8 protein-coding genes are annotated in these 13,192 nt (G+C 64.7%); 2 read left to right on the top strand and 6 right to left on the bottom strand.

Annotated features, from left to right (window positions below; translation table 11 throughout):
• The 4 genes from ACYVN4_RS40240 to ACYVN4_RS40225 form a co-directional block, all read right to left on the bottom strand.
• Window positions 1-2,786 (bottom strand): WXG100 family type VII secretion target (locus ACYVN4_RS40240; protein ID WP_460728675.1); only part of this gene is annotated, 2,786 nt, incomplete at its 3' end.
• A complete protein-coding gene (locus tag ACYVN4_RS40235; RefSeq protein WP_460728672.1) occupies window positions 2,783-3,508 on the bottom strand; it encodes a hypothetical protein in 726 nt (241 codons plus the stop codon). The genes ACYVN4_RS40240 and ACYVN4_RS40235, both read right to left, overlap by 4 nt.
• Window positions 3,509-4,497: 989 nt before the next feature.
• On the bottom strand, window positions 4,498-4,902 hold the full coding sequence (locus ACYVN4_RS40230; RefSeq protein WP_460728670.1) for a YbaB/EbfC family nucleoid-associated protein: 405 nt from the start codon (window positions 4,900-4,902) through the stop codon (window positions 4,498-4,500).
• A gap of 5 nt (window positions 4,903-4,907) precedes the next feature.
• Window positions 4,908-6,269 (bottom strand): hypothetical protein, encoded by a 1,362-nt coding sequence (locus tag ACYVN4_RS40225; RefSeq protein ID WP_460728668.1) that lies wholly within the window; start codon window positions 6,267-6,269, stop codon window positions 4,908-4,910.
• 125 nt (window positions 6,270-6,394) lie between these two features.
• Between ACYVN4_RS40225 and ACYVN4_RS40220 the strand changes: the two genes are divergently transcribed.
• Complete coding sequence (locus tag ACYVN4_RS40220) at window positions 6,395-6,733, top strand: hypothetical protein (protein WP_460728666.1); 339 nt, start codon at window positions 6,395-6,397, stop codon at window positions 6,731-6,733.
• A gap of 160 nt (window positions 6,734-6,893) precedes the next feature.
• Here ACYVN4_RS40220 and ACYVN4_RS40215 read toward each other — a convergent pair whose 3' ends face one another.
• Complete coding sequence (locus ACYVN4_RS40215) at window positions 6,894-10,460, bottom strand: DEAD/DEAH box helicase (RefSeq protein WP_460728664.1); 3,567 nt, start codon at window positions 10,458-10,460, stop codon at window positions 6,894-6,896.
• 375 nt (window positions 10,461-10,835) lie between these two features.
• On the opposite strand from ACYVN4_RS40215, the gene ACYVN4_RS40210 reads away from it, so the two are divergent.
• Window positions 10,836-11,570, top strand: coding sequence for a HEAT repeat domain-containing protein (locus ACYVN4_RS40210; protein WP_460728662.1), 735 nt, complete (start codon window positions 10,836-10,838; stop codon window positions 11,568-11,570).
• Between the two features lie 91 nt (window positions 11,571-11,661).
• Here ACYVN4_RS40210 and ACYVN4_RS40205 read toward each other — a convergent pair whose 3' ends face one another.
• Window positions 11,662-12,849 (bottom strand): lipase family protein, encoded by a 1,188-nt coding sequence (locus tag ACYVN4_RS40205; protein WP_460728660.1) that lies wholly within the window; start codon window positions 12,847-12,849, stop codon window positions 11,662-11,664.
• Between the last annotated feature and the right edge of the window lie 343 nt (window positions 12,850-13,192).

Below are 13,192 nucleotides of genomic sequence, written 5' to 3'. Positions count from 1 at the left end.
GGGAGGTATTCGGGTGGTGGGGGTGGCGTTCGGGGGGTGGCGGGTTGAGCAGGCTCGGGCATCTCTACCGGGGGACGGTAGCGCGGGGATTCGGCGGGCAGGTGGGTTTGAGTGTCGGCGGGCAGGCGGGGGGTGACGGGGATGATGTCGCGCGGGGATTCGGGGGAAGGGGCACCCGAGACTCCGGGGAGGACGACGTAGTCCCCCTGGGGGGTGGTGAATTCGATGGGGGTCGGGATGGGGAACTGGGTGGGGCTGTCGATGGTGGGGTTGGGGAAGTAGCCGGGGAAGGTGGTTCGGATGTAGTCGGGTTCAGGTTGGGTGAATTCTGGTGGAGGAGACGGGGTTTGGTCGTGGATGGTCGGGGTTGGGCCGTTCGTCGCGGTCAGGGATGCGGGGGTCGGGTTCGATGTGGTGAAGGTGGGGGTCGGGTGATGTTGTGTGAGGGCTATTTCCGGGGCGGGCGTGGGAGGGGTCTGCAAGGTGAGGGCAGCGTGGGTTTGTTGGGGCGCGGGGGGATGCGAGGTGTCTGCGGGTGGCGGATCAGCTGCTTGGTGTGGCGGGATCGCGTTGTCGGTGGTAGCCGGTGTGGTCGTGGAAGTCTTTGGGGTGCCGGTTGATCCGGGCTGTTCCAGGGTTGTGCCCGCGGCGGGTTCGATCGGGGTCGAGGTATTGGTGGGGGCCGCGGTGGGGCCGGGGGTTTCGGTTGCGCCGTGTTGGGTGGATGGGGTCGGTGATTCGGGTTTGGCGCCGGTCCACGGAGTGGTTGCCGCTGGGTTGGCGGGCTCCTTGGCGGTCGGGGATGGGGGTGTCGGGTTGACAGGCTCATTGGTGGTGCTCGGTGAGGCTGTCGCGGGGGCCTCGGTGGGCATGTGCGGTGGCGTGTGCTCCGGAGCGGTCAGGCCCAGACCTGCTGTGAGTCGGTTGAATTCGGCATCGACATCCACGGCGGTGGCGACGCCGCCGTCACGGCTGCCCTGGAGGCCCGGCGGGAGGTCGTGTGCGGTGGGATGGTCGCCGCCGGACAACAGAGAGCCTTCGGTGATGGGACCGCCGCCCCCGGGGTCCGCGGTGGGATTGGGTGTGCCCTGGGGGTTTTGCGGACTGCTGGGCTGACCGAGTGAGCCGCCTCCCAACTGTCCACCACCGGTCTGCCCAGCCGATCCGCCGCCAGGAGGCCCACCGGCCAGGGCGGTTGCTCCGCCACCGGTTGCGCCGGCCCCGGGTTGAGCGCCTGCCGAGCCGGCTGGGACCGCACTCCCGTCCGGATTCGGCGTGAATGCGGTCGATAGTGCTCCCCCTTGAGGCTGGCCACCGGACCAACCGCCTGGCGACTGCCCCCCAGCGCCGGGTGGCGGCGCGAGCGGCGGTGAACCGCCACCCGGCGGTCCGAGAAAGGGCCCTGGGTCGTGGCCGTCTTCACCGAAACCCGCGCTCACTATTTGCCAGAACTCGTCGTCCTCGACCGTAGTCCCGCGGTTGGGCTCTCCATATCCTTGGTCGGGCTCCCCAAGTTCCTGGGCCAGTGCGTGAAGTTCCTTGTCTTCCGAGAAGATCTCGTCGACGCGTGCGCCCAGGTCGGCTTCCAACGCCATCGCCGCCGCTGTTAGCTCGGTTGGCCGCGGTGCCCGCCCATCCGGAAACTCCGAGATGCCACCGACTTTCTCCGGCTCAACACCTATTGGCTCCGAATTATGCAGTTGCGCAATCGAATGTGCAGGATCGCTCACTGAATCGACGTTGACCGGGAGCACGGGCTCTTCCACACCCCGAGCGGCAACAGGTTCGATCGGCGGCGCGCCACGCAAGCCGGCTACAACGGGCTCTCCGGCCGGAAGACCTACTCGCGCACCGACCTTCGCTACCCCAACCCCGACCTTCGCCGCCGCTCCGGCCGCGCCGACGGCCCCTGGCGCGAGACCGGCCAGCGCCGCCTCTGCCAAGTTGCGCAGATTGAGCTGACGACCCTCCATTTCGGCCAGTACGATGGCCCCGACGACACCGCCCGCGGCCCCGGCCGCAGCACCAACCACCAGGACGCCCGTCACATGGGCAGCGACCCTGGTTCGTTGTTCTGGGAATCGATTGCTCCAGCGGCGCAGCCCCGGCGCCAACCGATGTGCGAGCCCCGCGCCCGCCGCACCGCTCGTGGCACCGACCGCGGTCGCTTCGCCGACAGCCTTCCAGTCGATCGAATCGCGATGTCCCTGTACTACCTGGACCAATTCGGCACCCAGGTTGAGGCCGCCACCGAGCAGCGCGCCCCATTTGGCACCCTGCCAAACCGCTTTGACGGGAGGATGTTCGAGCAGGAATTGGGTGGCGTGCTGGCGCAACCACTTGAGTAGGGTGCGCCAGGTGAGTTTGATCGCGATCTCGCCCTCGACACGGACGAGGGCCGCACCCGGCGCGTTCATCGTGGCGACGGCGATGAAGAACTGCGCGATCATGACGGCTAGGGTTCCGAACGCGATGTAGATCTGGAGTTCCAGGTCGTTCGCCGCCCCATAGAGGTATTTGGCCAGGCTCTCGAAGGGTTCGGCCAGCGCGCGGCAATCTTCACGTAGTTCGTCGACGGCGCGTCTGAACGCGTCGCCCGCAGATCCCTCGGTTGCGTCGGCGACCTCGACCGCACCCAACTGAATCGACAACGCCCTCAGCTCAGTAGCTGTCTGTGCCCACGTGTCGGCGCAGTCGCGCAGAAGTTGCGGATCACCATTGGGTATATGACCGACCAGCAATTCGACCGCCCAGGACGGCCAACCCGGCGGTATCTCGATCCTCACCGCCGTGCCACCACGCTGTCGACGAGCAGCCGGTGTAGTACGCGCGCGGGTATCGATGCCCCGCGACCACACAGTTCGCCCTCGGAGAAGGCCGCGACCAGGGCCAGACCGGGATCGAAGGGACCGTCGGAGTTACTGTCCCACAAGGAATTAAGCCAGCTCCGGTAGTGGGCGACTACCCCCGCGAGCGTTCGGCGCGGCTCCGCACCACAGTCTGCGGCCGCAATGAGTCCACGACGCGCCTTCCGGACGACGCCGGGACCGGCGGTGTGCACCATGATCCGCCCGAAGTCCGCGACGATAGTCGAATACATTGGGCGCTTATATAGTTCGGCAATTCGACGACCCGGCCTGCGCATCCCGACGACCCGTTGTTCGAGTTGCTCGCGATCCACCAAGCAGGCTCGATCCAGAGTGATCCAGGCCCGGTGGGGGCCGGATCCGGCGGCTCTGCGCAGGACCACTCGCGAAACGGTGTCGGAAAGATCGGTGATCTCCAGACCTCCGAGCTCGAGGAAGGGGTACTTCCCGATCATGTTGTCCACAGCGGTAGCCAACTCCACCAACGTCGTTCCATCGAGCGCGGAATCATCGAATCCGATCAGACGCAGACCATGGCGGTCGGCGACCGCCCGAAGATGCCCGGCCGACGGGATTTTTGCACCGCGGGCCGAAACAGGCTGGTATCGACGGGGTTTGGCGCGTTTCGGCGGGAGTGTCATTGCGGGTTCGCCGAGGTTTGGTGTCACTCCGATGGGGAGTTGGCCTCTCGGCATGGATCGGGGTGCGCCCGTGTCGGTTCCGACGGTGACGGTTGGCCGAGACCACGGCGTATTCGCCTCGCCTGCTTGCGGTTGTCCAGGCGCGATAAATGATCCGACCTTTCCGGGCTGGGCTTGCGAACTGCCTCGTGGTCCGGGATTTGTCGGCGCAGCGGCGGGACCCCGACCGTCCGCAGTGCCCGATGGCACGACTCGCGGCACGTCCAGCGGATTGTTCGTCGACTGCCGAGATGGGTTGCCAGCCGGTCGCATGGAATCCGGAACGGAAGTCGCCGGATTCCATGCCGCGCTCGATATCGGACCTGGCGTTGTCGCTGAACCGTTGATGGCCGGAGTGGGTGTCGCGGAAGTCCCCTCGGACCGAGATGCCGTCGGATCGGCCTGCGCACCAACACTACCGGGTTCGGCACCGCCGAATGTCTGCGGCGATGTCGCGCCCGCGACATCTACCACGGGCGGTGGGGCCCCGGCATACAACGGCAGCCCGTATGGCTGTCCCACTCCGGCATTCGCCAATGGCACATCACTGCGCTCGGCACGCTGGACGGACCGCCCGGCATTCAGGTCCTGCTCCTGCATCAAGCCGCCGAATCCGGAAATACCGCTGCCCAGCGCCCTGATATTGTCCGCGACGGCACGCAGTCCGGTCATCGCCTGCGTGGCCCCTGGAAGGTAGGTGTCGCCAATCGTGCGGCCCGGTTCGTCATCGCCCCAACATGCGCCCGCACGATCCAGAGTGTCCCGCAACCGAGACAAATCCTGGTCTGCGGTATTCGCGAGATCGGACAGTCGATCGACCAGATTCCGCACCTGAGCGGGATCCACATGGAACTGATTCACCAATTGGTCCTCCGCTCCGACGTTCCGAGCATCCAATTGTCCGGTGCGGCCCGGTACGTGCCGGTTCCCAGTCCGGGGAAGTCCGGCGACTACTCGTACTCGCGCCGCCGCATACTCGGAGCGCCGGGTACCAGATCGGCGAAGTCCGGCATGGACTCGGCGGATTCGAGCACCGGCGCGAGCAGTTCCTGAACTTTCGCGCGAGCTGCCGCGGCCGCTTGTCGCGCGGTCTCGGCGACCGATCGGCCCAAGTCATCGGCATTGCCGCGCAAGGCTTCCGGTTCGATGCTCACCTCAGCGACCAGGCCCGCGGCGTCCACGGTCACCGCCACCAAACGGTCGCCCGAGGTGGCGGTGGCGCGAATGGCGGTCACCTTATCCTGCACGCCGATGAGGTAGATCTGCTGTTCCTCGAGGATGTCGAGCATGTGGTCCACTTGGTTGCGCGTGCCTGCATTGGCCGCGCGCAGGCCCTCGCGTTCCCAGCGATCCATTGGCTTCACCCTTCGATTCGGTGTCGTCGGCGGAACCGTCGCTCGAGTTCGGCGACGGCGGTCGCCGCGGTCACGGTCGACGGGGTGCGTTGCAGGCGGCCGTCGTCGACGATGTAATAGATTGTCTGTTCGACCTCGACGGGGACGCGCACCATCCAGCCGACGCTGAAGCGTTCCGCACTCAGTTGCGCCACCGGGATTTTCGCGAGACCGTGGCCCGCGATGTAGTCGCCGACCATGGCCAGCGCCCGGTCCTTCGGCATGGGTTGCGGCACTGAGGAAACCAGTCCGGAGAGCGTGAATTGATATAGTGCGCTGTCGATATCGTGATCAGCACCGAGGATCCGCTCGAGACCCGTGCGCGTCACCTGCGCTGACTCCGCCGCGGTCAGTAGTGCGGCTGCGTGTTCCCGACGCAGATCGGGCTGGACCGTGGCGATGATGTCGAGTGTGGTCGCGGCAGTCCACACGCCGGGTATCGCGTCGGCGCAATCCGAGCGAGTTTGCGCACGATACCAGCGACCCGACTCCCACCAGTAGCAGAACGACAGCAGACCCGAGGCGGCGCGCGGATCCAGTACCGGATCCGCCACCCAATCCGGTGCTCCCGCATAGAGGTTCGGCAGTGGCGCGGATTCGAGATAAGCGGCCGCCAGGGCCGGGGCGTTCCAGACACCGCCCGAGAGCACGGCGCGTCCGCCGGGTAGCACGTGCAGTGTCGAACCGCCGTGCGTCGCACCCTCGAAAACCCCGGACCAAGGCAGAATCCGTGGACCCCACCCGGATCCGGCTGCGACGAAGACCGCGGCGAGCGTTACCCAGCGGGCCCATAGCAGCGGGAAGGGCGGCAATTCTGTCTCCACCAATGTCGCCCACACTCCGGCGGCTCGATCGGTGCGTGCGTGGACAGCCGCTGACCGGGGTGGACGGCGCTGACGATCGCCGTGTCCGACATAGGCGGCCAGCCAGACCGGGATGCGGTCGCGCGGATAGGTTCTGAGGTCGGCGCGATACGCTTCGGGAGGAAACAGCTGGCCCGGCGGCATGGGCAATTCGCCGTAGTCGTAGTCGATTTCGATGGCACCGGTGTGGTCGGCGGTGACCAGTAGGCGCAACCACGGACCTTCGGGCGAGCGGGCGGCGGCGGCGCGGGTGGTGCGCACGAGGGTACGCACCGATTCCGGTGGATCGAGGGCGACGGTGTGGTCCCCGATCGAGTACACCAGTTTGCCGACCTCGGCGGCGACGGTTACGGCGAAGACCGCGTCCACCTGTCGCCAGCCCACCGGGCCGTGTTGCGCCAGGAGTTCGGCGAGTCGGCGGACGGGACCGTCGCTCGAGTCGCCTGCATTTTCTGGACCTGCCACGGAGGTCATCCTGACGCAATGGGGGCAGCGGACCGGTCGGTTGCCTCCCCAGGCGTGGCAAGTCATGAATGCGGCGATCTGCGTTGCCACAGGCCAAGCCATGGGCCTGCAACGGGACCAACCCGGTGATGATCTCGTCGGCGTTCATAGTGCATCACCGCCCGGCGGAGCAGTACGTCCTCCGCCCAGACCGGGCCGATGCGGTCACTATCGTGCTCGCCGAGCGCTACCCAACCAACGACATACTGACGTTTGATGGTTTGGTCTCCGCGTACCTCTCCAACCGATGGCAATACCGAAACACGCTGCTGCAACAGGCTTTCAGTCACAAGAAGGATCTTTCTGAGGCCCGCCGCCAGGCCTACGTGGAATACGTCGTCTCCGCCCAGCAGGTCGTCGACAAGGCATGGACCTGTATCTCGAACATCGAGATCTACGGCGCGAGAGGCAGTACGCGCTCCTAGCCGATCCGCAAACCGATCTGTTTATCCTGGTGAGCGAGAACAAGTCCCGAAGGGTCGAGGCGCTGCTACGAGGCTCTGCTGATGGCGATGCAACATCCAAACGGATTCATGGGTGCCGATCGAGATACCTCGGCCAAGATCGGGGCCTTCTACGCCTTGGCTACGAAATTCTCCAGTCCCAGCCCACGACCTTCTCCAGCCGGTGTTGGCGCTCCGCGCTTAGCTTCCCGGTCGCATAGTTGCGGCGCTGCTCTCGCACCCAAACGCCGAGCTTTACCTTATCTTCGATATGGCCATCCTTAACGCACGCATGGCCTTCGCGGATAACGAACTGCTCCAGAACTCGATACTTCTGATTCCAGACATAGTCAGACTTCTTACCCCAGAACCAGCCTGGAATGGCTTCCAGCAAGGCCTTCCGCTCTGGCGCGAGCTCGAGATGCTCACTCCGTCGAAGCCGTGTCCACTGTCCCAGCTTCAAGCCGTTCTCAGTGTGGTCGACGGGGACGTTGGCGTGCCCTTCCCTGATGGCGAAGGCCCGCAACTTCTCGAGGTTTTCCATCCAGGAATCCTCGACGGAGTTCCAACTCCAGCCAGGGATGCCTTCGAGCCTCATCTTGCGGTCCTGACTCATCGTGCGCTGGCTTACCCGCTGCTCCCCCACCCACCCGCCGAGCTTCACCTTGCCCTCAACATATTCGGCGGGGACACGTGCGTGCCCCTTTCGATCGACAAATTCAACTAAGGCGCAGTATCCGCGCTCCCACGCCGCGGTGTGCGGATCCCACGCCCAACCGGGTGTGGACTCCAGCAATGCGCGCCGCTCGGTACTGATCTCTTCTCTTCTGTTTCGTTGCTCGTTAACCCATGAGCCTAGCTTGATGTGGTCTTCAACATGCCCCTGCGGAACCAGCGCCTGTCCTTCTCGTCGCTGGAACTGTTGCAGCAGAGCAAATTTGCGGTGCCACATATCCGACCGTGCATCCCAGTTCCAGCCCGGAAGTGTTTCCAGCCGAGTTCGCTGTTCGACGGTTAGTTTGTCCCGCCTGCTGCGTTGGTGCGTAACCCATTTCCCCAACGGAACATCGTTCTCACAGTGTGAATTTGGGACGCGGGCGTGCCCCTCACGTCTCGTGAACTGCACCAATTCCGCGTATGAAGTCTCCCAGCGGTCGGCAAAAGGGTCCCACGACCATCCGGGGAGGGCATCGAGGAGTGCCCGACGCTCTGGGGACATCTCCTCGCGGGTCCTTCGCTGAACCGCCACCCACGTCCCGAGTTTGAGCCCATTCTCCATGTGCCTCTGCGGGGTTCGAGAGTGGCCGATGCGTTCGGCGAACTGCTCGAGTGCGTTGTAATTCTGCTGCCAGACGTCATCTAGCACGTCCCACAACCAGCCCGGCAGAGCTTCGAGTTCCCAGATACGTTCTTCAGACAGTCGTCCTCGACGAAACAGCCCACGTTGGGTAGCAACCCAACTCCGGAGATTGTACTCGCCGATCATGTAAGGAAACGGCACATTGGCATGACCATGTTCGGCAATGAACTTGTTCATCAACCCGATCCAGACATCCCACTGGTCCGAGAGGACATCCCATGACCAGCCGGGCAGCTCTTCCAATTTGCTGCGCCGGTCGTCGCTCAGCTTTCCCTTCGAGTACTGACCCCTCTGGACACTAGCCCACTGGCCGAGTGGAAACCCTTCTACAACGAGTTCAACTGGAATCCGTGCCGTGCCATTCTCGGCGGCGTGCCTGCCTAACAGTCCACACCAGAACTCCCATCGAGCGCTAGTCTTCTCGACCAGCCTAACGTCAAAGGCGCGAGCGAAACTCGCACTTACCCTGGGTGATACGTCGAAGTGAATCTTGTCGGGAACCCTTGCCCGACCACCCTTCCTGCCGAGTTCCCGGCGGATAGTGTCGATCTGTTCGGCTAGATCCTCATCGTGGGCCCGGAGCGCATTGACGACATCCCACACCGGCTTGAAGGAGGAATCGTCAAGCGCCGATTCGGGATCCGTCTCGGTGTCGATGAACACCGGCAGGACGATCGTTCCAACGGTCTTGTCCTCTGCCAGCCGGATCGCCCTGCCGACCGCCTGCACGATGTCTACTTCGCTGCGGCGGGGGTCGATGAACGCGACACCATCGAGTGTCGGAACATCGACCCCCTCGGAGAGGCACCGGGCGTTAGCCAACAAACCGCGGTCGCCGTCTTCACACTCACGTAGTTGCCGAAGCTGGACGTGGCGCTCACCAGCGGTCATCTCCCCAGAGACGTATCCGGTCCACAATGTGCCATTCGGGCGCTGGTGAGCTGGCATCCAGTCGATAACGTCGGGCATCTCGGAGGCGAACTCGCGGGCCCGGGCGACGCGGGAGTGAAAGCTGATGATCCGATGTAAGTCATACTTACGCATCGCTTTGGCCAGACCGATCTGACTCGCCAAGGTGCGGGCATCGGTAGCCTTGCGCCCGCGCACGACCAGGGTGCCCCTCTCAGCCCACTCCCGGTACGTCGCGTCGTCCACGCCTACGATGGCGACCTGATAGTCGGTCAGGAGCTTCCGGCTAATAGCCTCACCGAAACTCAATCGGTGGAACACCTCGCCGAACCTGGACGCATCGTCCATTGATGCGACTTCCATCTCCACGTCCCTCGCGGCCTTCCGGATGCGACCGGTGTAGTAGCGCGGGGTGGCGGTCATGAACAGGCGACGACGAGCCTTGATGGCATCAGCCTCTAGAACTGTTGCAAAAACAGTGGATTCGTCACCGGCGATCCTGTGTGCCTCGTCAGCGACGACCAGATCGAACGCGGGCAGTTGCTCTAACGCAAAGGCGGCGGCGATCCGCGGTGATGACTGATATGTCGAGAAGACCACGCGCGGCCCCGACTGCCGACTCAGGAATGCGGCTATCTCCGCGGGCTCCGTTGTCACGGGCAAGCCCAGCTCGCTCGTGTGGGCAACTGCTTCGTCGGTGTTCTGAGCAACGGTCTCGTCAGAACAGACCGGCAAAGACTCGAACGCCTTCATTCCATGGGCCCGCCAGACCTGCATCGTCTGCTTGAGCAGTGACAGCGATGGCAGCAGGACGAGAGTCCGCTCAGCATCCAGCTTCTCTTTGATAAACAGGGACGTGAGGGTCTTGCCGGTGCCGCACGCCATGATGAGCTGCCCCCGGTCGGCGGTCTCGAACCCCCCTACGACGTTGTGTATCGCTTCTTGTTGGTAGTCGCGCGGCGTGGTTGGGTTCGGAAGCGGCGAGGGCCGCAGGTCCGCAGGATCGCTCGGCCAGTCCACCGCCGATGTAAGAAGGTCGCTCAAACCCACAAAGCTGACATGCTTTTCTTGGTCGTTGATCGTTCGACGAGCGATGTGATGCAGCTTGTCGGTGGTGGCGATCAGGAGCCGGAACGAGAAGATCGCACGCGACGACTCGGCGAGGAACTTGTTCACATCGTTCTTGGTAACCACATAATCCGGCGCGTAAGCCTTGGCCTGGATGGCCCAAAGTTTTCTGTCATGGTCCTCGGCAACCAGGTCGATACCAGCGTCAGCAGCCCAACGGCCTGGCCAGTCATCCCACAACCACACGCGTCGCAGCGTGGCCCTATACGTTGGGTCGTTGGTCAAGAACCACTTGCAGAGATGCTCGAACTGCTTGCCCCGCACTGCAGCCCGGGTGTCCAACAAATCAAAGAGCTCGACGAAGGTCCCCATGTCCTCGCACAGTAGATCAGGCCTCTGACACCGAACCGGGCACCCACACGAGCCAGCGACTCTCCTCCCCGATACCAGGCGACCGCCTCATCAATCTCCTTCTCGGACAACCAACGCTGCGATCGAATATCACGCGGCTCAACGATGGCCCGGCGGCCGAGGCCGCTGCGCTGGCGCTCACCCGTACCGACGACCCCGAACTACTGAAGTTGCTCGCCGCCGTCGACACCCGGCTCCACGCCTGACTGGACCCGACTACCTGCGCTGACACAATCGGCAAAGCGAACCGGCAGGTACCGTTGGGCGGTGAAACCAGCTGATGCGCGATGCCTCAAAGACGGTGACCTCGAGACCCGGAAGGATAATCTGCGGGTCTTGCTCGAACGGGCCGACGACGGCGACACATCCGCTGGGGAAGCACTGCGTGCGCTCGTGCGGGACTATCCCGACTATCACCGGTCGCTTTATAGCCAGGCGTTGAACCATGCGGCGGTCTTCGGCGATGACAGTCTCGAGGGACCGCTGCTCGCCTCACTCGCCGACAGCCGATACAACTGCCAGGCGTGGGCGGCAATGGGTTGCGCGGCGCTGGGGTTCCGTGACGCGGTACCCGGTTTGGTCGCGATGCTGGACCACCCGCAGGAGTTCGCCCGGGTGCAGGCGGTGATCGCGCTGGGCACACTCGGCGACGAATCGGCCGTTCCGGCACTGACTCCGCTGCTGCGGGACCCGATCGCCGGAATGCGCGAACGTGTCGCCGAAACCCTCGGCATGATCGGCGGCGAGGTGGCTCTGGCCGCACTGTGGGATGAGTTCGACAACCGGCGGTACTACCGCATCGGCTACATTGCCAGCGCTCTGTCCACATTCACCCCGGACGTTATCCCGAGGTTGTGCGAGGCCGCTGGCAGCGACGACCCGGACCAGCGCTATTGGGCGGCCGTTGCGCTCGGTTCGACCGGCGACGATCGTGCCGTGCCGACGCTGGAACGGCTGATGGCCCACGACCGAGGCTCAACCGTCTTCGACGGGATGGTGAGCGTCGCCGCGAAGAAAGGCCTCCGCACGCTACGACGAATCCAAGCCGCCATCGCAGCCCGCGAATCCTGAAAGCCGGGCGCTTGGCGCCCGTCCACCAGGTTGAGGTGGAGCGGGGTCTGCTGAGGGCCGGTGCCGCGGGAGCGGGACCGGCCCCGCGTTGTCAGCAGGTGGAGGTCACCGGGTCGCCTCGGAAGCGGGATTCGACGTAGGTCCAGGCGTCGGCGAAGCCGGCTACTGCGCCGGTCATGTGTTCGGCTACGTCTACGGGGTGGAATTGGAGGGGGACACCGGCTTTGCAGTAGCGAGCCGCGACATCAGCGACCGGCTCGAAGGCGGTGAGGGTGTCGTAGCGGGCCTGCCAGAAATAGGTGGGCGCGGTCGGTACGCCGGTGTCGTAGCGGAGGCTGTTCTCGCGCAGAACCGCGTGGGCCTCCGGGCTGTCGAGGAGGCTCTTGGAGGCTGCCATTTGTTCGGCGCTGCGGAAGGCGCCGTGGAACAGGAGGAAGCGGCGGCAGGCGTCGTGGGTGAATTCTCGGAACCAGAGGCCGTTTTCGTTGAGTTGGTCCGAAACGGGCAGGCGGGCCGGGTATTCGCGTTCGAGGCCCATGGCCGCGGCGAAGGCGAGGCCGAATCCGGGGTGGGGTTCGAAGCCGAGGGAGAGGGCCATTTGTTCTTCGTCGGCGGGAATCCCGCCTGCCACTACGGCATCCAGCTTCAGGTCCGGGGCGTAGGTGGGTTGCAGGGCGCCTGCCCAGGCGGTTGCCATGCCGCCGCCGGAGTAGCCGGCCAGCGCCACCGGTGAGGTTCCCAGGCCAAGTTCGGACACCTTGCGGACGGCTTTCACGCTGTCGAGGGTGACCATGCCGCTGAGCTTGGCCGCGCCGTAGGCCACGTTCGGGCCGAGGTAGTCGGGCAGCGAGATGGCCCAGCCGCGGCCGATCGGCAGCATCGCGCCTACGCCGTCCTGGAGTTCACCGTTGAACAGCGAGCGCGACGGGTTGCATTGCGCGCCCAGGGAATTGATCAAGGCCTGGTAGGACACCAGGGGCGGGTTCTTCACTCCGGCGGGTAGCAGCACGGTGGTCATGCCGAGAATCGGCTGCCCGGTGGAGTTGGTGCTGCGGAAGGCGATCTGCCAGCCCTCGGTGCCCACGTACAGGCCGGTGTCGATGCGGCGGGTGCGCACCACGTCACCGGGGGCCAGGTCGGCCAGATTGGCGGGCGCACCGTAGAACGGGTCGGGATCCGCTGTGGGATACAGGGGTTGCGCCGATACCGGGGCGGCGATCAGCCCCGCGGTCAGGATGCTCAAGGCCAGCACGACAGCCTTGACGGAAACTCTGGACACTATGTTCCTCACACGTCAGCCTCACTCTCTCCTATGCCCCGACCTGCACGGGAGAGAGCTCACAATCAACAAGGGCACCACTGCGGCAGCAGAATTCACGCCCACCACCGTGAGCGAGCTACCAGATAGCGAATACCACACCAACCACGAAACGGACAAATCACCCGACTGTGCCGTCCGCGGTCGGCACTATGGCTGGGCGCTCCGATCTGCGAAGACACTGGTGCCCACCGCTGCCGCGGTGATTCCGTGGGACTCGATCAACCATTTGCCGCAGATGCAGCGGAGATAGCGGGTGGTGCCGTGGGTGGAGATGACGGCGGGGTTCGGCCAGAAGCAGTCA

This window comes from Nocardia heshunensis (assembly GCF_054782115.1).
Note: the sequence above shows the minus strand (reverse complement) of the source record. Positions and strands in the feature narration are given on the sequence as shown.